Origin of the sequence: Kibdelosporangium aridum, from assembly GCF_900176515.1 — a bacterium.
GTDB lineage: Bacteria > Actinomycetota > Actinomycetes > Mycobacteriales > Pseudonocardiaceae > Kibdelosporangium > Kibdelosporangium aridum.
On record NZ_FWXV01000003.1, the window covers coordinates 485347 to 507765 of the forward strand.

The 22419-nt window shown below is 65.4% G+C and carries 21 protein-coding genes and 1 riboswitch; of the genes, 10 read left to right on the forward strand and 11 right to left on the reverse strand.

What is annotated here, in order from left to right; translation table 11 throughout:
• Nucleotides 1-28: 28 nt before the first annotated feature.
• The 3 genes from B9C43_RS21255 to B9C43_RS21265 are packed head-to-tail and all read right to left on the reverse strand — an operon-like array spanning nt 29 to nt 2034.
• Nucleotides 29-790: a 3-oxoacyl-ACP reductase family protein gene (locus B9C43_RS21255; RefSeq protein WP_033381319.1), complete on the reverse strand. Its 762-nt coding sequence runs from the start codon at nt 788-790 to the stop codon at nt 29-31.
• Nucleotides 787-1773, reverse strand: coding sequence for a 3-oxoacyl-ACP synthase III family protein (locus B9C43_RS21260; RefSeq protein ID WP_033381320.1), 987 nt, complete (start codon nt 1771-1773; stop codon nt 787-789). Before B9C43_RS21260 ends, B9C43_RS21255 begins: the two co-directional genes overlap by 4 nt.
• A 6-nt stretch (nt 1774-1779) precedes the next feature.
• Nucleotides 1780-2034, reverse strand: a complete 255-nt coding sequence (locus tag B9C43_RS21265; protein ID WP_084428631.1) for a hypothetical protein — start codon at nt 2032-2034, stop codon at nt 1780-1782.
• A gap of 200 nt (nt 2035-2234) precedes the next feature.
• Here B9C43_RS21265 and B9C43_RS21270 point away from each other — a divergent pair, with 200 nt between their 5' ends.
• The 4 genes from B9C43_RS21270 to B9C43_RS21285 all read left to right on the forward strand — a co-directional run bounded on the left by B9C43_RS21270 (nt 2235) and on the right by B9C43_RS21285 (nt 6670).
• On the forward strand, nt 2235-3779 hold the full coding sequence (locus B9C43_RS21270) for a flavin-containing monooxygenase (protein WP_084428632.1): 1545 nt from the start codon (nt 2235-2237) through the stop codon (nt 3777-3779).
• Between the two features lie 26 nt (nt 3780-3805).
• The gene (locus B9C43_RS21275; protein WP_084428633.1) at nt 3806-5293 is read left to right on the forward strand and encodes an FAD-binding protein; all 1488 of its coding nucleotides are present in this window, start codon (nt 3806-3808) and stop codon (nt 5291-5293) included.
• A gap of 100 nt (nt 5294-5393) precedes the next feature.
• Nucleotides 5394-5885, forward strand: a complete 492-nt coding sequence (locus tag B9C43_RS21280) for an SRPBCC family protein (RefSeq protein ID WP_200825629.1) — start codon at nt 5394-5396, stop codon at nt 5883-5885.
• Nucleotides 5882-6670, forward strand: a complete 789-nt coding sequence (locus B9C43_RS21285) for an alpha/beta fold hydrolase (protein WP_084428635.1) — start codon at nt 5882-5884, stop codon at nt 6668-6670. The genes B9C43_RS21280 and B9C43_RS21285 overlap by 4 nt, the downstream gene beginning before the upstream one ends.
• Before the next feature lie 112 nt (nt 6671-6782).
• Here the strand turns inward: B9C43_RS21285 and ahcY are convergent, their stop codons facing one another.
• From ahcY to B9C43_RS21300, 3 genes are all read right to left on the reverse strand, one after another.
• The gene (ahcY, locus tag B9C43_RS21290; protein WP_033381323.1) at nt 6783-8243 is read right to left on the reverse strand and encodes an adenosylhomocysteinase; all 1461 of its coding nucleotides are present in this window, start codon (nt 8241-8243) and stop codon (nt 6783-6785) included.
• Nucleotides 8244-8251: 8 nt separating this feature from the next.
• A riboswitch (S-adenosyl-L-homocysteine riboswitch) is annotated at nt 8252-8336 on the reverse strand.
• A 31-nt stretch (nt 8337-8367) separates the two neighbouring features.
• Nucleotides 8368-9813: a multicopper oxidase family protein gene (locus B9C43_RS21295; RefSeq protein ID WP_084428636.1), complete on the reverse strand. Its 1446-nt coding sequence runs from the start codon at nt 9811-9813 to the stop codon at nt 8368-8370.
• Complete coding sequence (locus B9C43_RS21300) at nt 9810-10175, reverse strand: hypothetical protein (protein ID WP_084428637.1); 366 nt, start codon at nt 10173-10175, stop codon at nt 9810-9812. The genes B9C43_RS21295 and B9C43_RS21300 overlap by 4 nt, the downstream gene beginning before the upstream one ends.
• 143 nt (nt 10176-10318) lie before the next feature.
• On the opposite strand from B9C43_RS21300, the gene B9C43_RS21305 reads away from it, so the two are divergent.
• Together B9C43_RS21305 and B9C43_RS21310 are read left to right on the forward strand one after the other, a co-directional pair.
• Complete coding sequence (locus B9C43_RS21305) at nt 10319-11410, forward strand: sensor histidine kinase (RefSeq protein ID WP_235038747.1); 1092 nt, start codon at nt 10319-10321, stop codon at nt 11408-11410.
• Entirely contained in the window at nt 11410-12066 is a 657-nt protein-coding gene (locus B9C43_RS21310; RefSeq protein WP_084428638.1) for a response regulator, read from the forward strand. Before B9C43_RS21305 ends, B9C43_RS21310 begins: the two co-directional genes overlap by 1 nt.
• Nucleotides 12067-12327: 261 nt before the next feature.
• On the opposite strand, the gene B9C43_RS21315 is transcribed toward B9C43_RS21310, so the two are convergent.
• Together B9C43_RS21315 and B9C43_RS21320 are read right to left on the reverse strand one after the other, a co-directional pair.
• On the reverse strand, nt 12328-13545 hold the full coding sequence (locus B9C43_RS21315) for a beta-ketoacyl-[acyl-carrier-protein] synthase family protein (protein ID WP_084428639.1): 1218 nt from the start codon (nt 13543-13545) through the stop codon (nt 12328-12330).
• On the reverse strand, nt 13542-14756 hold the full coding sequence (locus tag B9C43_RS21320) for an aminotransferase class I/II-fold pyridoxal phosphate-dependent enzyme (RefSeq protein WP_033381335.1): 1215 nt from the start codon (nt 14754-14756) through the stop codon (nt 13542-13544). The genes B9C43_RS21315 and B9C43_RS21320 overlap by 4 nt, the downstream gene beginning before the upstream one ends.
• 89 nt (nt 14757-14845) lie before the next feature.
• Here B9C43_RS21320 and recQ point away from each other — a divergent pair, with 89 nt between their 5' ends.
• Together recQ and B9C43_RS21330 are read left to right on the forward strand one after the other, a co-directional pair.
• Nucleotides 14846-16660, forward strand: a complete 1815-nt coding sequence (gene recQ / locus B9C43_RS21325; RefSeq protein WP_084428640.1) for a DNA helicase RecQ — start codon at nt 14846-14848, stop codon at nt 16658-16660.
• Nucleotides 16661-16715: 55 nt separating this feature from the next.
• Nucleotides 16716-16976 carry a DUF3040 domain-containing protein gene (locus tag B9C43_RS21330; protein ID WP_084428641.1) on the forward strand — a complete coding sequence of 87 codons (261 nt, stop codon included), beginning with the start codon at nt 16716-16718 and terminating at the stop codon, nt 16974-16976.
• Here B9C43_RS21330 and B9C43_RS21335 read toward each other — a convergent pair whose 3' ends face one another.
• Both B9C43_RS21335 and B9C43_RS55705 read right to left on the reverse strand, forming a co-directional pair.
• The gene (locus B9C43_RS21335; protein ID WP_143446490.1) at nt 16977-18242 is read right to left on the reverse strand and encodes an ABC transporter permease; all 1266 of its coding nucleotides are present in this window, start codon (nt 18240-18242) and stop codon (nt 16977-16979) included.
• A gap of 26 nt (nt 18243-18268) precedes the next feature.
• Nucleotides 18269-18538, reverse strand: a complete 270-nt coding sequence (locus B9C43_RS55705) for a hypothetical protein (protein ID WP_143446491.1) — start codon at nt 18536-18538, stop codon at nt 18269-18271.
• A gap of 69 nt (nt 18539-18607) precedes the next feature.
• Between B9C43_RS55705 and B9C43_RS21340 the strand changes: the two genes are divergently transcribed.
• Entirely contained in the window at nt 18608-18997 is a 390-nt protein-coding gene (locus B9C43_RS21340; protein ID WP_084428643.1) for a hypothetical protein, read from the forward strand.
• Between the two features lie 211 nt (nt 18998-19208).
• Nucleotides 19209-21248, forward strand: coding sequence for a PQQ-dependent sugar dehydrogenase (locus tag B9C43_RS21345; RefSeq protein ID WP_235038748.1), 2040 nt, complete (start codon nt 19209-19211; stop codon nt 21246-21248).
• A 387-nt stretch (nt 21249-21635) separates the two neighbouring features.
• On the opposite strand, the gene B9C43_RS21350 is transcribed toward B9C43_RS21345, so the two are convergent.
• Entirely contained in the window at nt 21636-22178 is a 543-nt protein-coding gene (locus tag B9C43_RS21350) for a dihydrofolate reductase family protein (protein ID WP_084428645.1), read from the reverse strand.
• Nucleotides 22179-22419 lie beyond the last annotated feature (241 nt).

Genomic DNA, 22419 nt, shown 5'->3' on the forward strand with positions numbered 1-22419 from the left:
CTTGCCGGGCCGCCCGCGAACTTGTCACTCAGGTGATCGAGACACCGCCGTCGACGCTGATGACCTGACCGGTGGTGAAGTCGCACTCCAGGAACAGGGCCATGCTGCGGGCCACCTCTTCCGGGGTACCGAACCGCGGGATGGGTGACTTGTCGCGGATGGAGTCCATCACGTTGTCCGACAGGTCCTTGGTCATCGTGGTGACCATGAACCCCGGGGACAGCGCGTTCACCGTGACGCCACGGCGGCCACATTCCGCGGCCAGCGTGCGGGTGAAACCGATGATCCCGGCCTTGGACGCGGAGTACGCCGTCTGCCCGGCCGAGGCGATCAGGCCGGACGGCGAGACCACGTTGACGATCCGGCCCCACCGCTTGCGCAGCATGTGTCCAACCGCGACTCGGGAGGTGTGGAAAGTCCCGATCAGGTTGGTCTCGATCACCTGGCGCCAGTCGTCCGGGGACTGCATGGCCATCAGCGCGTCCTTGCGGATCCCGCCGTTGTTCACCAGGATGTCGATCGGCCCGAGCGCGTCGGAGACGTCTTTGTACATCTGGTTGACCGCCTCCCACGAGGCGACGTCTCCGGTCACCACGCAGGAGTCGTTCTCCAGCTTGTCCGCGACGGCCTGGGCCCGCTCCTTCGACGAGTTGTAGTGCACAGCGACCCGGCACCCCAACGCGTCGAGTTCGATGGCCAGTGCCTGGCCGAGCCCGCCGGACGCACCGGTCACGAGTGCGACCGGCGAGTCCGGACGGGCCACATCCACAAAAGATTTCCGGCTGCTCATGCCGAAACACCGCCCCACTTCAGAAGTGCCGACCCCCATGTCATGCCCGCGCCGAAGCCGGCAAGCAGAACCAGGTCACCGTCCTTGAAACGGCCTTCCTCCAGCGCGTCGAACATGGCGATGGGCATCGACGCCGACGCGGTGTTGCCGTACTTCCACAGGTTGGTGACCAGCTTCTCCGGTTTGAGCCCGGTGTGGTCGAGGATCGAGTTGATGATCCTGATGTTCGCTTGGTGGGGAACGAAGTGATCGACGTCGTCGACCGTCAGCCCGGCCTGTTCGAGCGTGGCACGCACCGAACGGACCGTGAAGCGGACTGCGTTGAGGTAGATCTCGTTTCCCTTGATCTCGGAGTAGTGCAGGCCGTCCGCGAACGTGGTCGCGGAGGTCGGCATCCGGCTGCCGCCGGCCTGTACGCGCAGGCTGTCCTGGCGCGATCCGTCCGCGCCGAGGTTCCACGCCAGCACCCGGTCCGTCTCGGTGGGTGTGAGCACGATCGCGCCAGCCCCATCACCGACCAAAATGGACAGGTCGCGGTCCACCGGATTGATCTGCGTCGAGTGGGTGTCCGAGCCGATCAGCAGGATCGGTCGCGGGTCCATCTTCATCATGGCCGCGCCGAAGACGAGACCGTAGATGAACCCCGAGCACTCCGCGTTGACGTCGTGCGCGGACCCGGCGACGCCGAGACCGTGCTGGACGAACGCGGAAGTGGCTGGGGAGAGCTGTTCCGGCGTCGCACTCGCCACAATCAGGTGGGCGATGTCCTTGCCGGTCAGCCCTGCCCGCTCGAGCGCCGCACGACCCGCGTCGATCGCCAGTGAGGCGGTCGTCTGGCCGGGTTCGATCTTCCGGCGCTCGTGGATGCCGCACCGGCTGATGATCCAGTCTTCATCGACGTCGAAACGGGCCGCGAGCTCGGTCGTGGTGACACGCTGTTCGGGAACAGCGATGCCCCATCCGGAGATGTCGAAGCCGTCCACGATGGCTTACGCTGCTTTTTGCACAAGGGCGACGAGCTTGGCGTGCACGTCGCGCATGGTCGTCGTGTCGTCCATGTCGTTGAAGAGTGACTCGTCCGCGCCGACGCCCGGGTAGTTGTTCTGGAACCCGTACAGCCACTCCATCAGGTCGAGTGAGTCGATGTCCGAGTTGCGCTGAATCGCGTCGTCGGGACCCAATTCGGCAGCGCCAGAGACGGCTGCCAGCTGGCCGGCCAGCTCTTCCACGGTGGGCAGTTCCATAGCCTTCGCTCCTCTCGATCACCCTGCCTGCCACATGTGCGCGGCGTCAGGGCTGCCGTTCTGGCTCCGAACTAAACCCCGCGGCGCGCAACGAACCCGCAATCCAGGTGTGTCTTGCGCATCTCTTGCGGCCTGAACGGTGTGCTGGCTCCCAAACACTTTGTTGCCCTCGCGCGCCAGATGCCTGAGGAGGCAGAACCGTGACGAGCACCATCAACCAGAGCGTCAGCACACGCAAGGGCGGTCGGCCGACGCCACACGTGCAGGTCGCCATCATCGGCACCGGGTTCTCCGGCCTTGGCGTGGCGATCCGCTTGCTGGAGAACAAGATCAAGGACTTCGTGCTGCTCGAGCGCGCCGGCGAGGTCGGCGGCACGTGGCGCGACAACACCTACCCGGGCTGCGCCTGCGACGTTGCGTCCATTTTGTACTCGTACTCCTTCGCGCAGAAGTCCGACTGGAACAGTACTTACGGCTCGCGCCAGGAACTGTTCGACTACTTGAAGGACGTCGCCGACCGGTACGGCGTGCGGCCGTACGTCAAGTTCCACCACGAGGTGCTGGACGCCACGTGGGACGAGAACCTGCGCCGCTGGTACATCAAGACCTCGCAGGGCGACTACACCGCGCAGGTCCTGGTCGCGGGCACCGGCTACCTCTCCGACGCGGTCATCCCGGACATCCCTGGTATCGAGGACTTCCAGGGCAAAATCATGCACTCGTCCCAATGGGACCACGACTACGACCTGGACGGCCGCAACGTCGCGGTGATCGGCACCGGCGCGTCGGCGATCCAGTTCGTGCCCGCGATCCAGCCGAAGGTCGCACATCTGGACCTGTACCAGCGCAGCGCGCCGTGGGTCGGCCCGAAGGCCGACAACCCGATCAAGGGCGTGCACGCCTGGGCGTTGAAGCGTGTTCCCGGCTACCGCGCGTTCCGCCGTGGCTGGAACAAGAACGGCCGCGAGATCCTGGCGTTCCTGTTCAAGCGGCCGCCGTTGGCGGAGAAGACGATCCAGGGCATGGCCGCGCGGCACCTGGCCAAGAGCGTGCCGGACCCGGAGCTGCGGGCCAGGCTGGCACCGAACTTCGCGGTGGCGTGCAAGCGGTTGCTGTTCTCCAACAAGTGGTACCCGGCGATCCAGCAGGACAACGTCGAGATCATCAACGGCGCCATCGACAAGGTCACCGAGAACGGTGTCATCGGATCGGACGGCCGTGAGCGCACCGTCGACGCGATCATCCTCGGCACCGGGTTCCTGGCGACCAAGCGTCCAATCGCCGACAAGCTCTCCGGCCGTGGCGGCGTTAAGCTCGCAGACGCCTGGGAGGCCGGCGGGATGAAGGCCTACCGGGGCACCACCGTGGCCGGGTTCCCCAACCTCTTCCTGATGCTCGGACCGAACACCTCACTCGGCCACTCCTCGCAGACGGTGATGATCGAGGCGCAGATCGCCTACGTCGTCGACGCGGTCAAGACGCTGAACAAGCGTGGGCTGTCCAGCGTCGAGGTCAACCCGGAGGCGCAGGAGGCGTACAACAAGGAAATCGAGTCATGGCTGGACGGTTCGGTGTGGGACGCCAAGACCTGCACCAGCTGGTACACCGACTCGACCGGCCGTAACCCGTCCATCTGGCCGGCCAACACACGCAAGTTCACCCGCGGCACCAAGAAGTTCGACCTGGACGCGTACCAGGTCGCGACGCTGGCTGGTGCCGAGACGCATGCCGACATCAAGGCATAGCGGGAAATCCTGACTGGAGGGGTTCGATGGGCAGCAGCGCACACTCCCGGCGCAACATCCTGAGAGGGATCGGTGCCGGTGCGGTTGTGGTCGGCTGGAACGCGGTGACCGGCACCTGGTCCACGGCATCGGCTTCGGCCGAAGGCGTGATCCCGGTGCCGCCGTTGGACGGCACGCTGGAGACATCACCGGCCGTGCTGGGTGAGTTCTCGAAGGACTGGGGCGGTTTCATCACCGCGACGCCGAAAGCCGTGCTGCGGCCCGGTTCGGTGCAGGATGTCGTGAAGATCGTGAACTACGCACGGGCGAACTGCCTGAAGGTCGCGGTGAACGGTCAGAGCGGCACATCCGACGACCAGGAATCCCACTCCTTCTGGGGCAACGCCGCGGTGCCCGGTGGTATCGCGATCGACGCCAAGGGATTCTCGACGATCCACAGCATCACCTCGACCCACGCGATCGTCGGCGCCGGTGTGTCACTGCACCAGCTGTCAGCGGCTACTTTGGACCGTGGCCTGATCGTCCCCTCCCAGACGGATTACTTGCGGTTGTCGGTCGGCGGTGTCGCGTCCGTCGGCGGTTTCGGTGGCACGGTCCCGAAGTACGGCCTGTTCTCGGACATGATCGAGGAGGTCGAGGTCGTCACCGGTGCGGGACAAGTCCTGACGGCGTCGCCTTCGGTACGCCCCGACCTGTTCAACGCGGTCATCAACGGTGCCGGTCAGGTCGCGGTCATCACCAAGGCCAAGGTGCGGCTGATGAAGGCACCCGAGCGGGTGCGGATGTTCACCCTGTCGTACACCGACCTGGCCAAGTGGCAGCGAGACCAGGAGTTCCTCATGCGGGACGGCCGGTTCACCCACCAGGGTGGCGGTTTCTCGCGTAAGCCGGACAACTCCGGTTGGTGGTACCAGATCGAGGCCGGGTACTACTACTCGTCGCCTTCCGTTCCGGACGATGCCGCTCTGCTGGCCGGGCTCAACGACGAGCGTTCGGCGTTGCAGGTGCACGACCACTTGTTCCGCGACTGGACGTTCCGGGTCGACCCCGGCGAGCAGGCGTGGAAGGACGGCGGGTTCTGGGACGGCCCGCACCCGTGGCTGCACCTGCTCGTCCCTGCTTCGAAGATCCAGACGTTCGTTCCCTTCGTGCTGAACGAACTTCAGGTCGAGCAGCTCGGTGCGGGCTTCACGATCCTGTCGCCGTTCCAGACCGCGAAGGTCACCCGGCCGTTGTTCGCCAAGCCGAACGAGCCAGTGGCCTACCTGTGCGACTTGCTGAGGATGCCGCCACCCGGCGACCCGAACATCCAGGCCTACCTCGCCCAGAACCGCCGGTTCTACGAGAAGCTGGTGTCGCTGGGCGGCAAGCGGTACATCATCGGCGCGATACCTGGCATGACACCGACGCAGTGGCAGCGTCACTTCGGGACGGTCTGGCCGTTCCTGGTGGCGTCCAAGCGCCGCTACGACCCGGATGGCGTGCTCACACCCGGTCAGGGGTTCTTCTCCTGACCAGTCTGGTCCTACTCGCCGTGGGACAAAGGGCGGGGGCAGGAGCTATTGGAAAGCTCCTGTCCTCGCTCCAGCCAATGTAGACCTAGGAGGCGTAACCGTGAGCGGCTACGACATCATCGACGAGGCGTTCATCGACACATCGCCCGACCTCGTCTGGCAGGCGCTGGTGGCGGAACTGGGTGGGGCAGCCGGGTTCTGGGTGCCCTTCAACACGTTCGCCGCGACCGGCCCGGCCGACCAGGTGGGCACCGAGGTGAAGTGGACCGTGCACCCGAAGGGCTACGACAAGGGCGGGCCCAAGCTGCGCTTCACTTCCCGCACCACATATGTCGACCCAGGCAGGCGGCTGGACGCGGAGTACTTCGAAGGCGTGTTCCGCGGAACAGTCACCTTCACCGTCTCCCCGGTCAACGGCGGGCTCGCAAGCCGGATCTCGATCCACTTCAAGGCCGTTCCACAGGGCATCGCGAAGGTTCTGGCGAAGGTGGCGGATGTCGGCGGGAAGCACTCGCAGGCGGCGCAGCTGGCCTTCTCGAACCTGAACACCCTGCTGGGTGGAAGGCACACCGCGAATGGAGCCCCGCGATGAAGGCGACGACGAGTGATGGCGCCGCAATCGCCATTTCGGTTCACGGTCCGGCTGACGGCCCTGTTGTTGTGCTGTCTCACGGTTGGGCTGCTGGCCGTGCGGTGTGGAATGCCGTTGTCCCTCAGCTTGTTGCTGCCGGGCTTCGGGTCGTGACCTACGACCAGCGCGGGCACGGCGAGTCCACTGTGGGCGTTTCACCGATTGGTATTGCCCGGTTCGCCATGGACCTCGGTGACGTCCTGTCCACTGTGGACGCGTCGGACGCGGTCGTGGTCGGGCACTCAGGCGGCGGATTTGCCGCGCTGTGCCATGCGATCAGTGACTCTTCCCGGATCGGCGGGCTGGTCCTGCTGGCCACCGCGGCACACGACCAGAACACGCCCAAGGGTGAGGTCCGGCTGATGGGCAACCCGGTGTTCTCGTTCGCCGTCCGGCGAGGACCGTTGGGGCGCAAGATGATCAGCAGCACTGCCGGACCGGACATCTCGCGGGATGCCCTGGAGGCTCACCGGGCTTTGTTCGCCGGTACCAACCGCAAGGTGCGGGCCGCGTGCTTCGGGTGCACCACCGGTATGGACCTGCGGCCAGGTCTTGCTTCGATCTCCGTTCCCACGGCCGTGCTGCACGGTGACGCGGACACCGTGATCAAGCCGGAGCTGGGCCGCGTGGTCGCGGAAACCTTGCCCAAGGCGGATTTCGAGGAGATCCCCCGCGCCGGGCACGTGCTTCCACTTGAGGCTCCCGACCGTGTTGTCCGTGCGGTCTTGGAGCTCACCTCGCGCTGACACAAATGGCCACGGCGGTTGCCGTGGCCATTGTGGTGTTTCACCTTCAGATTCCTCGTGGATGCTCGGCCGCAGCTCATTTTTAGACCGAGCACCCACGAGGAAGTCTTTTCTAGTACCGGTAGTGCTCCGGCTTGAACGGGCCTTCCACGTCCACGCCGATGTACTCGGCCTGCGCCTTGGTCAGCTTGGTGAGCTTGACGCCCAACGCGTCCAGGTGCAGCCGGGCGACCTTCTCGTCAAGGTGCTTCGGCAGGCGGTAGACGTCCTTTTCGTACTCGCCCTGCTTGGTGAACAGTTCGATCTGGGCGATCGCCTGGTTGGTGAACGAGTTGGACATCACGAACGACGGGTGGCCGGTCGCGTTGCCCAGGTTCAGCAGCCTGCCCTCGGACAACACGATGATCGAGTGTCCATCCGGGAACTTCCACTCGTGCACCTGGGGCTTGATCTCGATCTTCGCGATACCCGGGATCTTGGCCAGTCCGGCCATGTCGATCTCGTTGTCGAAGTGCCCGACGTTGCCGACGATCGCGTTGTGCTTCATCTTCGACATCTGCTCTGCCGAGATGATGCCGAAGTTGCCTGTCGTGGTGATGAAGATGTCGCCCTTGTGCACCACGTCGTCCAGCTCGACGACCTCAAGGCCCTCCATCGCCGCCTGCAGTGCGCAGATCGGGTCGATCTCGGTCACGACCACGCGGGCACCCTGACCGCGCAAGGCTTCCGCAGCGCCCTTGCCGACGTCGCCGTAGCCGCAGATGACCGCGAGCTTGCCACCGATCATGACGTCGGTTGCGCGGTTGATGCCGTCGGCCAGCGAGTGCCGGATGCCGTACTTGTTGTCGAACTTCGACTTCGTCACCGAGTCGTTCACGTTGATCGCCGGGAACAGCAGCTCGCCGTCCTGCGCCAGCTTGTAGAGGCGCTTGACGCCGTTCGTGGTCTCCTCGGTGACGCCGCGGATCTCCGCTGCCACCTTGGTGAACCGCTTCGGGTCACGGGCGAAGCTGTCGGCCAGCGTCTTCAGAATGAGGCTGTATTCCTCGTTGTCGTCCGCGGTCGGCTGAGGGACCGCGCCCGCCGCCTCGAACTCGAAGCCCTTGTGCACCAGGAGCGTCGCGTCGCCGCCGTCGTCCACGATCATGTTGGGCAGCTCGCCGTTCGGGAACTGGAACAGCTGGTCGGTGCACCACCAGTACTCCTCGAGCGTCTCGCCCTTCCAGGCGAACACCGAGGTGCCGGCAGGTGCTTCCGGGGTGCCGTCACGGCCGACGACCACGGCCGCCGCCGCGTGGTCCTGCGTGGAGAAGATGTTGCAGGACACCCAGCGGACCTCGGCGCCGAGGTCGACGAGAGTCTCGATGAGCACCGCGGTCTGGATCGTCATGTGCAGCGAGCCGGCGACCCGAGCGCCCTTGAGCGGCTTGCGGTCGGCATATTCTCGCCGGATGGCCATCAGACCAGGCATTTCGTGCTCGGCGAGCTCGATCTCCTTGCGGCCGAAGCCGGCGAGGGAAAGGTCTTTGACGGCGAACTCCAGACCGTTCACGGTCTGCAACACAGGACACACCTCCTAGTAAATAGGAGGCGCCCTTGCATGGAGTGGATCAGGCCGAGCGTGGCGGACGGAGTCGAACCGTCCGTTGCAGCGCCTCTCGGCCTGATCCCAGGTTGGCAGACCCGCCGCGGGGCTGTCAACCGACGAAGAAGTTCGCCATCATCGCCATGTCCTCGTGCTCGAGGTTGTGACAGTGCATCATGTACCGGCCGCGATATCCGTCGAACCTGGCGAGCACCTCGACCACCTCGTACGGTCGCACGTCCACTGTGTCCTTCCAGCCCGCGTCCCGCGCGTCCGGCCCGCCCGCACCCCGCGACAGCACTTGGAAGTGCGCGAGGTGCAGGTGCACCGGATGGTGGAAGTCGCTGGAGATCCGCCACTTCTCCACGGTGCCGAGCTTCGGGTCGGCGAGGCTTTTCGCCGCGTCGAACAGCTCGCCGTTGATGGTCCACATGCGTGCGCCGTGATGCTTCGTCGTGGTCCGGAAGTCGAACGTCCTTGTCACAACCGGGTTGTCGAGCTTCTCGATGTCAACGAGCTTGTCCGGTACAGGAGCACTCTTCGGTCCCTGCCGCACCACCTTGAACCGCATGACCGGGCCGTCCAGCCGGTTCGTCAGGGTGATCTCGGTACCGACTGGACAGTCGTGGAAGTCCACCACCACGTCGAACCGCTCCCCTGGTGTGACGGTCAGGCTCGGGTGTTTCCTCGGCTTGTCCAGCAGTCCGGCGTCACTCCCGATCTGGACCAGGTCCGCAGCTGGCTCAAGCGCAAGCTCGTATCGACGGGCGTTCGAGCCGTTCACGATCCGGAACCGATACCGGGTCGCGTCGACTTCGAGGACCGGCCACGGCGCACCGTTGACCAGGATCACATCGCCGAGCACGCCGTTGGCGTACTCCTTCTCGACTCCCGGGCCGTGGTGCAGCGACGGGTACAAAAAGGACCCGTCTTCGTCGAACGCGCGGTCGGTCAGCAGCAACGGCACGTCGTACTTGTCCGCGGGCAGCCCGAGGTTCTCCTCCTCAGTGTCCGTGACCAAGCACATCCCGGCCAGGCCACGCCAGACTTGCGGAGCCGTGAAGTCCATCCGGTGGTCGTGGTACCACAGTGTGGCCGCACGCTGTTGCATCGGATAGGTGTATTCCTTCTTCCCCACCGGGTTCACCAGATCCGTCGGGTATCCGTCGGACTCCGGCGGGGTCACCCCGCCATGCAGATGCATCGAGGTCGGGACTTCAAGTTCGTTGCGCAGCTCGACTACTGCCTGGCGTCCTTGTCGCAAGTGGAATGTCGGGCCAGGGAATGTCCCGTCATACCCCCAGATTCGCGTCCGGACGCCAGGCAGGATCTCCACATCTCTGGCCTGTTGGGCAAGGGTGTAGTACTCGACACCGCCTTGCACCCGAGCCGGCCGCTTGACCTGTGGGATCGGCAAGGGAGTCGTGAATGGTGTGGGTAACGGTCTTTTGCTGCGTAGTAGACCGTTGTTGCCTGCCTGACCGGCGACCACGAACCCCGTCGTGCCGATGACCGCCGCGCCCGCGAGCAAGCCGAGAAAGCGTCGCCGCGATGTCATTTCGGCTCCAAGCGGTACGCGAAGGACAGTGATATCAGCGTGATGCCCGCGCCGAGCAGAGCTACCCCCAGTGGAATGTGGAGACCCAGGTCACGCCCGTGCCCAAGGCCGATCTGCGCGCCCGTTGCCAGGAATGCCGCGACCCCCACCAACGTCATCCGCAGCGGCGCCCGCAGCACCAGCGACGCGACCACCCAGAAGATCGACGCCGCCGCGACCACGGTGGAGTTGACGTCGTGCATCTCCAGGAACCCGGTGTCCCCCGTGACGAACTGACCCGCCAACACCGCTTGGCCGAGGACGGCGAGCAGGAACAGCACGGCGGTCGTGCGTAACACCCACACCATCGGTTTCTTGTTCACAGCACGGAATCCTGGCGCGCGCGAGCACTCGCGGCGTCCGGCGTGGGATGACAATGCCGCCTACTCCCCGGGGAGTAGCCGCGACCGGGCATACGTCCCCTGAAGTACAGCCAGCGACCGGGTCGTCCCGCTAATCTGCGCAGGTGAGCAGCAATCGGCAGTGGGCCGTGGACATCGGCGTGGCAGTCGCGGTCACCGCGCTGTTGATCGCACTGGTCGAGGCGTCACCGAACCCGATGAGTGTGACCGGCTACACACTGATGCTCACCAGTTCCCTCTCGATCGCGCTGCGGCGGCGTTTCCCGGTAGCTGTCGTGCTGCTGTGCGCGTTGTGCACCGTCAACGTGTACATCCTCGACGGGCCGGACATCCCCGTCGAAGTGCCGTTGCTGTGTGCCTTGTTCTCCGCGCTGCGGTTCGGTCATCGTGTCATCGGCATCGGCACTGGTGTGACGTACCTGCTGACCATGGTGGTGTTCAACGTCTTCGTGTTGCCGGGCCATCCGGCCAGGGAAGAGATCCAAGACCGGATCTTGCTGCTGGGCTGGTTCGTCGCGGCGATGGTGCTCGGTGAGACCGCCCGGCTTCGTGAGAAGCGTGCCGAGGATCAGGCGCGTAACCACGAGGAAACGCTGCGTCGTCGTGCCGGAGAAGAACGGCTGCGCATCGCGCGAGAACTCCACGACTCGCTGACGCACAGCATTTCAGTGATCAAGGTCCATGCCGGAGTCGCTATCCATCTCGCCCGCAAACGCGGCGAAGAAGTACCCGAGGCGTTGCTGGCGATCCAGGAAGCCAGCACGGACGCGGTACGTGAGCTCAGGGAGACGTTGAGTGTGCTTCGAGGCGAACCTGACACCAGCGGCCTCGACCGGCTCGACGACCTGGTCGACCGCGCGCGAAGTACCGGACTGCCTGTTCAACTGACGATCACGGGTCAGCAGCGGCCGTTGCCGACCGAGATCGACTGTGCGGCTTACCGGATCGTGCAGGAGGCGTTGACCAACGTGACCCGGCACGCCTCCGCGGCCGCCGCAGCGGTCCACGTGGAATTCGGGAAGCGGGTGCTGACATTGCAGATCGACGACGACGGCACCGCAACACCGGACGCGCCAACGGTTCCAGGAGTCGGGTTGATCGGCATGCGTGAGCGCGTCACGTCGTTGGGCGGATCATTGTCCGCAGCACCAAGGAAATCCGGTGGGTTCAGGGTCCGAGCGGAGTTGCCGGTCTGATGATCCGTGTCCTTCTCGTTGACGACCAGGCGTTGATCCGGGCAGGCTTCCGGGCTTTGCTCGCCGCCGAGGACGACATCACCGTCATCGGTGACGCGGCCGACGGCGCCACCGGCGTCTCGCTGGCGAGGCAACACCGTCCTGACGTCGTCCTGCTGGATGTGCAGATGCCCGTGATGGACGGAATCGAAGCGACCCGGCAGATCGCTTCGGATCCCGCACTGGCCGATGTGCACGTGGTGATCCTGACGAACTACGGGTTCGACGAGTACGTCTTCAACGCTTTGCGCGCCGGTGCCAGCGGGTTCCTCGTCAAGGACACCGAACCCGAGGACCTGCTGACCGCGGTCCGGGTGGCCGCACGCGGTGACGCCTTGCTGTCCCCCGCCATCACCCGCCGGCTCATCAGCGAGTTCGTCACCCGCACACCGCAGCCTGGACCCGTGGTCGGGTTGGACGACCTGACCAACCGGGAAAAGGAGGTCATGGCCTTGGTGGCGAAAGGGCTGACCAACGACGAGATCGCCGCCCGGATGGTGATCAGCCCGACCACCGCCAAGACCCACGTCAGCCGCGCGATGACCAAACTCGGCGCCCGCGACCGCGCCCAACTGGTCGTCTTCGCCTACGAATCCGGCCTCGTCAGGGTGAGCTAAACCGCCGTGTCCACCATTCCGGCACCCCGTGTCCACCATTCCGGCACCCCGTGTCCACCATTCCGGCACCCCGTGTCCACCATTCCGGCACATCGAGTCGCACGTTCCAGCACCATGAAATTCCCCAAGCGCTTCCTCGGGGAATTTCACGATGCCGGAGTGGCCAACACGGTGTGCCGCAAAGGTCGACACGGTGTGCGGCAAGGGTGGACACGGGGTGCTTGAAAGGTGGACACGGCGGGATCGGGGCGGGGGTCGGGGTCAGGGTGGGGTGACCACCAGGCAGGCGTTGTGGCCGCCGAAACCGAACGAGTTCGACAGGGCCGGGCCTGGGGTGATCGGGCGTGGGCTGCCGTGCACCACGTCGATTTCCATCCCTGGCTCCAGTTCCTCGTGATTCGCGGTCGGGGGTACCACGGCGTTCTGCAGTGTCAGCACCGTCGCGATCGCCTCGACCGCACCTGCCGCACCGATCAAGTGCCCGATCACTCCCTTGGTCGACGTCGCCGGCGGCCCGCCCGGGCCGAAAACCTTGTGCAGCGCATTGGCCTCGGCACGATCGTTCAACGGAGTCGAAGTCCCGTGCGCGTTGACGTGCACGATGTCCGACGCCTGCAACCCTGCGTCCGTGATCGCCTGCGTCATCGCACCGATCGCGGACGCGCCATCAGGCAAAGGCATCGACAGGTGGTACGCATCGGCTGTGCAGCCGTAGCCCGCCACGATTCCGTGGATTCGGGCACCTCGGGCCTGAGCGTCTTCAAGGCGTTCCAGGACAACGAATCCGGCACCCTCACCCATCACGAAGCCGTCGCGGTCCTTGTCGAACGGGCGCGACGCCTTGTCGGGTGCGTCATGCCGGCCAGAAACAGCGTTCAGCTTGCCGAAAGCCGCCAACGTCAACGGGCTGACCGTCGATTCCGCGCCACCGGCCAGAACCACGTCGGCACGGTTGGCGCGCAGCATCAACACGGCCTGTCCGATCGCGTCCACCCCAGCGGCACACGTCGTGGCGATTGTCATGGCAGGACCACGCCACCCCAGCTTCATAGCCAACGTAGCCGCACAAGCATTCGGCATGCTTACCAAGGGCAGCAACGGGTTCACCTGCTGCGGACCGAACAGGTAGTAGTTACGGGCATCCTTGTCCGTTGTCCGCCTGCCACCGACCGCGTTGCCGACCACAATGGCCGTACGGCCCGGGTCAGGCTTGGGCGAACCAGCGTCGGCGTAAGCAGTCAGGCCCGCGGAGACGCCATACCAGGCGAACGGGTCCATCCGGCGGGCTTCCTTGGCCGTGACCAGGTTCAGCTCGGCAACGCCACGCACGGAACAGCCGAAGCGGGGTAAGTCGTTGTCCGCCTTGTCCTCGACCTCGAACGGTGCCGCCACGGACTTCCCGGCCAGCAGGGTGGACCAGAAGTCGTCCACTGTGGAGCCTGCCGGGCTGACCACGCCGAGGCCGGTGATCGCGATCATGACAGCAGCCCGGTCTGCCGCGCCGCACTGATGAACGAGTCGATCGCGAAGTCGATGTCCGCGCGGCTGTGCGCCGCGGTGATCGCGATCCGCAGCCGCGCGAGGCCTGGCTGCACGGCCGGGCTGATCACCGGCAGACCGATCACGCCTGCCTTGCGCAGCGCGGTGGCGTAGTCCCACGCGTTCTGGTCCGAGCCGACGATCAAGGGCACGACCGCGGTCTCGCTGTCGCCGGTGTTGAAGCCTGCCTGCTTCACGATGTTGCGGAAACGCGCCGACTCGCGCTGCGCGTACGTCACACGCTCCGGCTCGCGGTCCAGAATCCGCAGGGACTCCAGCGCCGCACCGACCTGGGCGGGCGCGAGTGCCGCTGAGAACAGGAACGGCCGGGCGAAGCGCTTGACGTAGTCCATGAACGGCTTCGAGCCGACGATCCAGCCACCGTTGGCCGGGATCGCCTTGGACAGCGTGCCGACCTTGATGTCGGCCTTCACCTTGTACTCGAAGTGTTCCTCGATACCGCGGCCGGTCGCGCCGATCACACCGAGTGCGTGCGCTTCGTCCACCATCAGCAGCGCGTTGTGCTTGTCGCACACCTCGCGCAGTTCCGGCAACGGCGCGATGTCGCCGTCCATCGAGTACACGCTGTCCACGATGACCAGCCGGGTTCCGCCCGGCTCGGTTGCTTCCAGCCTGCGGTCGAGGTGAGCGGGGTCATTGTGCCGGAAGCGGGTCAGCGTGGCGCCGGTCAGCTGCGCTCCGTCCACAATGGACGCGTGGTCCAGCTTGTCGAGGAAGATCGTGTCACCGGGACCGCACAACGCGCCGATCGTGCCGACGTTGCCCGCGTATCCCGAGCTGAACACGACCGCGCTCTCCCTGCCAAGGAAATGCGCGACCTCTTCTTCCAGTTCCTCGTGCAACGGGATCGTGCCCGCCAGCGCACGCACACCCGGAGTACCTGTTCCGTACTCGTCGATGGCGGCTTTCGCCGCGGTGACGACTCGTGGATCGCCGTTCAGCCCGATGTAGCCGTAACCGGACATCATGAGGAGACGCTCGCCCTCAAGCAGGACGTACGGGGTGTTGCCGTCCGCTGTGTACGGCACGAAGTTGTTGCGGCGACTGGAGTCCCACTCGAGTTGCTTGATCCGCTGGCCGACCGCTTCGATCTTCGGCTCGAGATGCCGCCAGGCTTCCGATGCGTTCACGTGCGTCTCCTCAACCACTGGACGTCGCTCTACAGGCAGTTCTACGCATCGCCCGCAAGCCCGGCGCAACAGCCGTCTAGGATCACCGGGTGGCTTCGCTCGAGACCGCGAGCCCGGCGTTGGAGGTCCTGCGCCGGGTGTTCGGTTACGACTCCTTCCGCGGCGAGCAAGAGACGATCGTCGAGCACGTGGCCAGCGGCGGCGACGCGCTCGTGCTGATGCCGACCGGTGGTGGCAAGTCCCTCTGCTACCAGATCCCGGCGCTGGTGCGGCCGGGTGTCGGGATCGTCATCTCGCCGTTGATCGCGTTGATGCAGGACCAGGTGGACGCGCTGAACGCGCTCGGCGTTCAGGCCGGGTTCCTGAACTCCTCGCAGGACTTCGAGGAACGCAGGCTGACCGAGGCGATGTACCAGGCGGGCGAGCTGGACCTGCTCTACCTGGCGCCGGAACGGCTGCGCGTGCCCGCGACGCTCGACCTGCTCGACCGTGGCCGGATCGCGTTGTTCGCGATCGACGAGGCGCACTGCGTGGCGCAGTGGGGGCACGACTTCCGCCCCGATTACCTCGGCCTGTCCGAGCTGCACGAACGCTGGCCGAAGGTGCCGCGCATCGCGCTGACCGCCACGGCGACCAAGGCCACCCACGCCGAGATCGCGTCCCGGCTCAAGCTGGATGACGCCCGGCACTTCGTCGCCAGCTTCGACCGGCCGAACATCCAGTACCGGATCGTGCCCAAGGCCGAGCCGAAGAAGCAGTTGCTGGACCTGCTGCGTACCGAGCACAAGGGTGACGCGGGCATCGTCTACTGCCTGTCGCGTTCCTCGGTGGAGAAGACGGCCGAGTTCCTAGTCGCCAACGGCATCGACGCGGTGCCGTATCACGCGGGGCTCGACTCACGGACGCGTGCCGAGAACCAGGCACGGTTCCTACGCGAGGACGGCCTGATCGTAGTCGCGACCATCGCGTTCGGTATGGGCATCGACAAGCCCGATGTCCGGTTTGTCGCCCACCTCGACCTGCCCAAGTCGGTCGAGGGCTACTACCAGGAGACCGGGCGCGCGGGCCGTGACGGCCTGCCGTCGACCGCATGGCTGGCGTACGGCCTGCAGGACGTTGTGCAGCAGCGCAAGCTGATCGACCAGTCCGACGGCGACGACGCGCACCGCCGTCGGCAAAGTCAGCACCTGGACGCCATGTTGGCGTTGTGCGAGACCGTCGAGTGCCGCCGGGTGCAGCTGCTGGCGTATTTCGGGCAGGAGTCCACGGCGTGCGGCAACTGCGACACGTGTCTGACGCCGCCCGAGTCATGGGACGGCACGATCGCCGCGCAGAAGCTGCTGTCCACGATCTACCGGCTGCAGCGGGAGCGGCGGCAGAAGTTCGGGGCCGGGCAAGTGATCGACATCCTGCTCGGCCGCAAGACCGCGAAGGTCATCCAGCACGACCACGACACGCTGACGGTATTCGGCATCGGTGAGGAACTGTCCGAGAGCGGCTGGCGTGGCGTGGCGCGGCAACTCCTGGCCCAAGGGCTGCTCGCGGTCGAAGGCGACTACGGGACGTTGGTACTGACCGACGCCAGCGCCTCGGTGCTCCGCAAGGAACGCACGGTGCTGTTGCGGCGCGAGAAAGTCACCAAAGCCGCCGCCAAGACCGCCAAGAAAGCGGCCGTCGAGCTGCCCGCCGAGGCCGAGCCGCTGTTCGAACGGCTCAGGGCCTGGCGCGCGGCAACAGCCAAGGAACAAGGCGTTCCGGCGTATGTGATCTTCCACGACGCAACACTCCGGGAGATCGCGACGTCATCACCACAGACGCTCGAGGAACTCGGCCGGGTCAGCGGAGTCGGCGAGAACAAACTCGCCAAGTACGGCCAGCAGGTGCTCGACACGCTGAGCGGGTGAGAACGGCGGTTTTTCGGGGTACCCGGGCGTCATCGGGACGACGCCGGGAGCCAGCATGTTCACGCCCTATGAGCGCAGACAACTCCGTCTGATCGAGGAGTGGTTCGAGCAAGACGACCCGCAACTCGCGCGCACCCTGCGCTCGGGTCCGGTGAAACGCCAGTCGGCCGTGCCACAGTCGGTTGTGCTGGCCGTGGCGGGATCTCTCGGTTTGCTGGGCATCATCACCGGGGCGTTCATGCTCATCTTCAGCGCGCTGGTCGCGGGCACCGTCGCCTCCTGCATGATCGTGTCGAGGCGGAAGACCGACAACTGATCACGCGGTGAGGTCACGCCGCTTGAGGCTGATCAGACCAGCTCCGGCGATCAACGCGGTCGCGGCCGTCAACACAATCAGCGGCGTGGCGTCGAACGCGGCGCCGGTAAGGATCTTCGGCAGGTGGTGGAACGGGACCACCTGGTTGGCCAGCCAGTAGTCGACGCCGAGGATCGGTCCGAGCACCTCGCCGAAGACGTTCAGCATCACGAAAACCGTCCACACGCAGGCCACAGCCAGCCGCGGCAAGGCGCCGAAGACGAACACCGCGATCGCACCAAGGATCCAGACCGCCGGGATCAGGGACGCGGTGGCAGTGAGGACTGACGCAAGCCGGCCGTAGACCAGGCCGACGGCGAGCCCACCGGCCAGCATCATGACCGCGACGCCGAGCCCGACGAACGTCAGATGCTGTGCCGCCCAACGCATCCGGCTGAGCCCCGTGGACAGGGTGAGCTCGGCCCGGCCGGTGGTCTCCTCGGTCCGCATTCGCAAGACGGCCAGCATTGGGTACAACGCGGCGATGTAGCCGAAGCTCAAAATGATCAGCCAGATGAAAGCGTCCGCGACGTCGGCGTCGGGTGTCATGGCGTAGCGCTTGAAGAATTCCTGCGCGACCGTGCCGGACCGGTCAGCCATGTCCCGCATACCGCCGGCAACACTCGCCGTGGCCAGACCGACGACGACAAAAGCCGCCGTCCACCCGATGAGCTGGCCGCGATGGATCCGCCACGGAAGATTCGTGCGCCCACCCGCGCGCCCGGGCGTTGCCGCAACGGCACCGGCCCCGAAGTCCCTGTGCGCCGCCAGCCAGTAGGCCGCTGCGGCGGTCAAGATCGCAAACCCAACGGGCACAGCCAAAACCCACCACCGATTGCCGCCGTACGGCTGAACGAGGTGAGCCCAGCCCGTCGGCGACAACCACCTGAGCCACAGGACACCGCTGCCGTCAGCCACAAACCTGAGCACGTAGCCAACGCCGAGAACAACTCCTGCGATGGCGTTCGCTGTCCTCGCTCGCTCGGTGAGTTGTGCCGCCACAGCGGCCACGGCCGCGTAAACACAACCCACTGCGGCAACTGACGCCCCGAAAGCCAATGCTCCTGTCACGCCAAACCCAGCCAGCGACGCGGCTGACAGCAACCCGATCAGGATGCTCAACCCAACCGTCTCGATGACGCTTGCAGTCAGCAGCGCGAACCGTCCGACGCGTAGAAGTTCGACGCTGCCAGATTCCTCTTCTGCTCGGGTGTGCCTGATGACCATGAGAACAACCATCAATCCCACGAGCGTCAGGGCGATGTCGCCGATCTTCCACAAGGCGAGGTTGCCCAGGCCGTCCCCGTGCAATTGGCCCGTGAACGCGCTGTGAGAGCGGAGTTGCCCTTGGCTTCCGCGGCGAACTCCGCCCTCGCCTGCGGCGTCGGAAACGCCTGCTCATACTGCTTGGCCGTACCTAGGACGAGCGCGGGTACGAAGATCGCCCACACCGCTGCCCTTACCCGGTCCTGCCGCAGGTTGTGCCCCACCAGCCGCCAGGTCCCCACCAGTTCCCCAGACATGCTTCACAAGCTACACACTTTTCACAACTTAGTGAAGATACGGGTTGTCCACCGAAGTACGATGGATCCATGCCCGCGTCGGGCGAAGTGCCAGTCACGAACATGCTGCTGTACTTGATGATCGCGATAGCACCGACGGCAGCGTGTTGGGCACTGCTGCGCCTGCCACGACTGGCCCGCCGGTTGCGGCGGTCCGACCCGGTCGCCACCAACCCGCCAATCGAGCGTGTCGCCGCGGACTTGCGCCGGGTCCACCGGATCATCGTCGGCTACGGGCCAGGAACACCGATGATCCGCCGCACTGGCGCACTGCATGCGTACGACGCCTTGCTGATGCAGGCATGCCGCGCGATCGACGTCCCGCATCGGCTCGACCAGTTGCCGACCGGCACGCCCTTGGAAGTTGAACGGCTGCGCGTCGAGGAGTCACTGATGTCAGCGGGGCTGGTCATCCGCTGAGGCAGACTCGCCGAATCGGCTTCAACCAGCGAAAACAGGGTTGACCGGCGGAAACGCCATGTCCGGTTCACTCACCTGAAAAAGTCGTGCCCCGGCCGCTGGGACAGGGCATTGACAGGCTACGATCCTCGTGTTGAATTCAGGTCTTAAACAAAGTCTTAACATATAGCCGCCGCTGTACCTCCCCGTATCCCCTGCACAGGAGGCCTCCGTGGCACCTCGCCCGTTGTGGCGTGCGGTCTTACCGTGCGTCACAGTACTAGCCACCGCGCTTGCCGGCGCACCGATCGCGAACGCCGCGACTGAGCACGAAGCTGAAGACGCGACCATCTCCCAAGGTGTCGTCGAGTCGAACCACGCCGGGTTCACCGGCCGTGGCTTCGTCAACTACGACAACCTGGTCGGCAGCTACGTCGAGTGGACTGTCCCCAACACCTCGGCCGGTCCGGCCGACCTCACGTTCCGATTCGCCAACGGCACAGGCGTGAACCGGCCGATGAACATCACCGTCAACGGTGTCACAGTGGCCAACAACCAGGCCTTCAACGGAACTGGCGCGTGGACGACCTGGCAGACCGCCACGGTCCGGGCAAACGTTCCCGCAGGCAACCTGACCATCCGCGCGACGTCGACGACCGTGAACGGCGGGCCGAACGTCGACAAGCTCACCGTGTCCCTTGTGGACGGACAGGCGCCGAGCGCGCCAGCCAACCTGCGCTCCACCGGCACGACACACAACACGACTTCGCTCGCGTGGAACGCGGCGACCGACAACATCGGCGTCACCGGCTACGACGTCTACCAGCACGGCCAGCTGATGAAGAGCGTGGCGGGCAACGTCCTTGCCACCACGGTCGAAGGCCTGACGCCGGACACCGAGTACCAGTGGGCAGTGTTCGCGAAGGACGCGGCAGGCAACGTCTCGCCGGGCAGCAACATCATCTTCGTGCGAACCAGCCCCGCCCCGCCGGACAACCAGGCCCCCACGGTTCCCGGCAACCTGAACTCGCCACGCAAGACAGCGACCACTGTGGACCTGGCATGGACCCGGTCGACGGACAACGTCGGTGTCTCCGGCTACGAGATCTTCCGCGACGACGTCCAAAGTGGAACTGCGGACGGCTCGGCGACCAGCACGACCGTTGCCGGCCTGACCGCGGGCACGGCTTACCGCTTCAAGATTCGCGCACGGGACGCGGCAGGCAACGTTTCCGCCTTCAGCAACGAGATCACCGTGACACCGTCCAACAGCGGCCCGTCGGGTGTGCCGAACCCCGGCACCGTGACCACATTGGCCAGTGGCGTCGATGTTCCGTGGGGCCTGGTGTTCCTGCCGGACGGCTCGGCCCTGTTCGCCGAACGCAACTCCTTCAACATCTACCGGCTGACCGAGTCGGGCCAGCGCGCCCTCGCCGGCCGGATCAACCAAGCAGTCGGAACCGGCGGTGAAGGCGGCCTGCTCGGCCTGGAAGTCGCGTCGACATTCGCGACAGACCACTGGCTGTACGTCTATCACACGGCCAACGAAGGCAACCGCGTCATCCGGATTAAGTACGAGAACAACCAGCTCGTGCAGAGCACGTACCAGATCCTGGTGCAAGGCATCGGAAAGAGCCAGTTCCACAACGGCGGCAGGCTGCGGTTCGGCCCGGACGGCAAGCTGTACATCAGCTCCGGCGACGCGCAGAACGCCAGCCAGGCACAGAACAACAGCTCCCTCAACGGAAAGATCCTGCGGATCAACGCCGACGGCACGATCCCGTCGGACAACCCGTTCGGCAATGCGGTGTGGAGCAAGGGACACCGCAACCCGCAAGGCCTGGACTTCGACTCACAAGGCCGTTTGTGGGCAGCGGAATTCGGGAATACGATCATGGACGAGGTCAACCTGATCACGCGGGGCGGCAACTACGGCTGGCCCAACTGTGAAGGGACAAGCGGAAGCTGCGGTGGCTTCATCGCACCGAAGAAGACCTGGCCGACCAACCAGGCGTCGCCAAGCGGGCTGACCATCATCAACGACCACGTGTTCGTCGCGACAACGGTCGGCCAACGCGTCTACCGCATGCGGATCGACGCCAGCAGCAACCTCGTCGAGCAACAGCAGTACTTCCAAGGCACGTACAACCGCCTGCGGACAGTGGAAGTCGACCAACAAGGCGACATCTGGCTGACCACGACAACAGACAAGGACGGACAAGCCAACAACGACCGGATCCTGCACGTGGACATCGTGTACTCCGGCGGCTAAGTCCGGCACAGACCGCTCGGATGGCCGGGACAACTGGCGGCGCTCCGGCCATCCGAGCACCTCCGCTCTGGGCGACCCTGCTCGCCGACTGCGCTTCGCTTGTCGGCTCGCCGGGTCGCTTCGGATTATTTTGGGGGGCCGAGCCCCCCAAACCCCCCACGGTGCGTGCTCCGCACCTTCCAGCGCTGGGCACTTTGCTCTTGGACCAGCGAGCGGGCGGGGCTTCTTCGCAACTCGGCACTTCGCTCGGCGGCAGAGATGTTCGCTCCTTGCCTTGCACCTGCGGCGTGTTCTGCGACAAATCCTGCCATCAGGGGAGCCCTTGATTTCACGTTATCGCAAGGGTCTGACAGTTTCGGGTGGGCGAGGTTCTGCCTTGGCCATTGGTCAGTACTTCACTTGGTACCAGATGTTCACCGCGTGCTCGACCGCTGATGTCTTGGTCCTCTCCAGCTTCACTTGGGTTCCGCCGGGGTGGTCGAAGAGGCGGACTCCGTCGCCCAGCATCACCGGCGTGATGATCGTGAGCACCTCGTCCAAGGCCTTGGCCTCGATCAGGCCGTGGGCCACGTTGGCGCCGAGGACGTTCACATACTTGTCCCCCGCGGCCGCGAGGGACTTCGCCACGGCCTCTTCGATCGAGTGCACGAAGGTCACGCCGGGCACAGGCCTGGCAGGAGCCTTGTGGGTCAGTACGAATTGAGGGCCTGACCAGCCGCCGCCGAAGGCTTCGCCCTCCTGCGGTGTCTCGCGGTAGGGGTCGTCTCCGCCGAAAGTTCGGTTGCCCGCGAGGATCGCGCCGACGTCGCCGATCAGGTTGTCGATCAGGGGGTTGGGGCCGAGATAGTCCGTCAGCCATTGCATGTCGCCGCCGGGCCCCGCGATGAAGCCATCCGCCGACATCGATACCGAGTAGAGCATTTTCGCCATCGGTCACCTCCAGGCGTGTAGACCGGTCGCCGCGCCGAAACTCATCGATTCACGAACCCGTAGGTCTTGACTGATCACTGGTCAGCCAAGCAGCATCAAGTCATCGGATGACTACCGCGCGATCCGCCGCAACGCGAGGGACCGATGCCCCGAGATCGGGGGAAACGTCGGATGTTGCGACGGGTTCCTGCACCCACTGGAGTGTGAATGCGAACACGGCGAACACGACCCAGACCGGCGG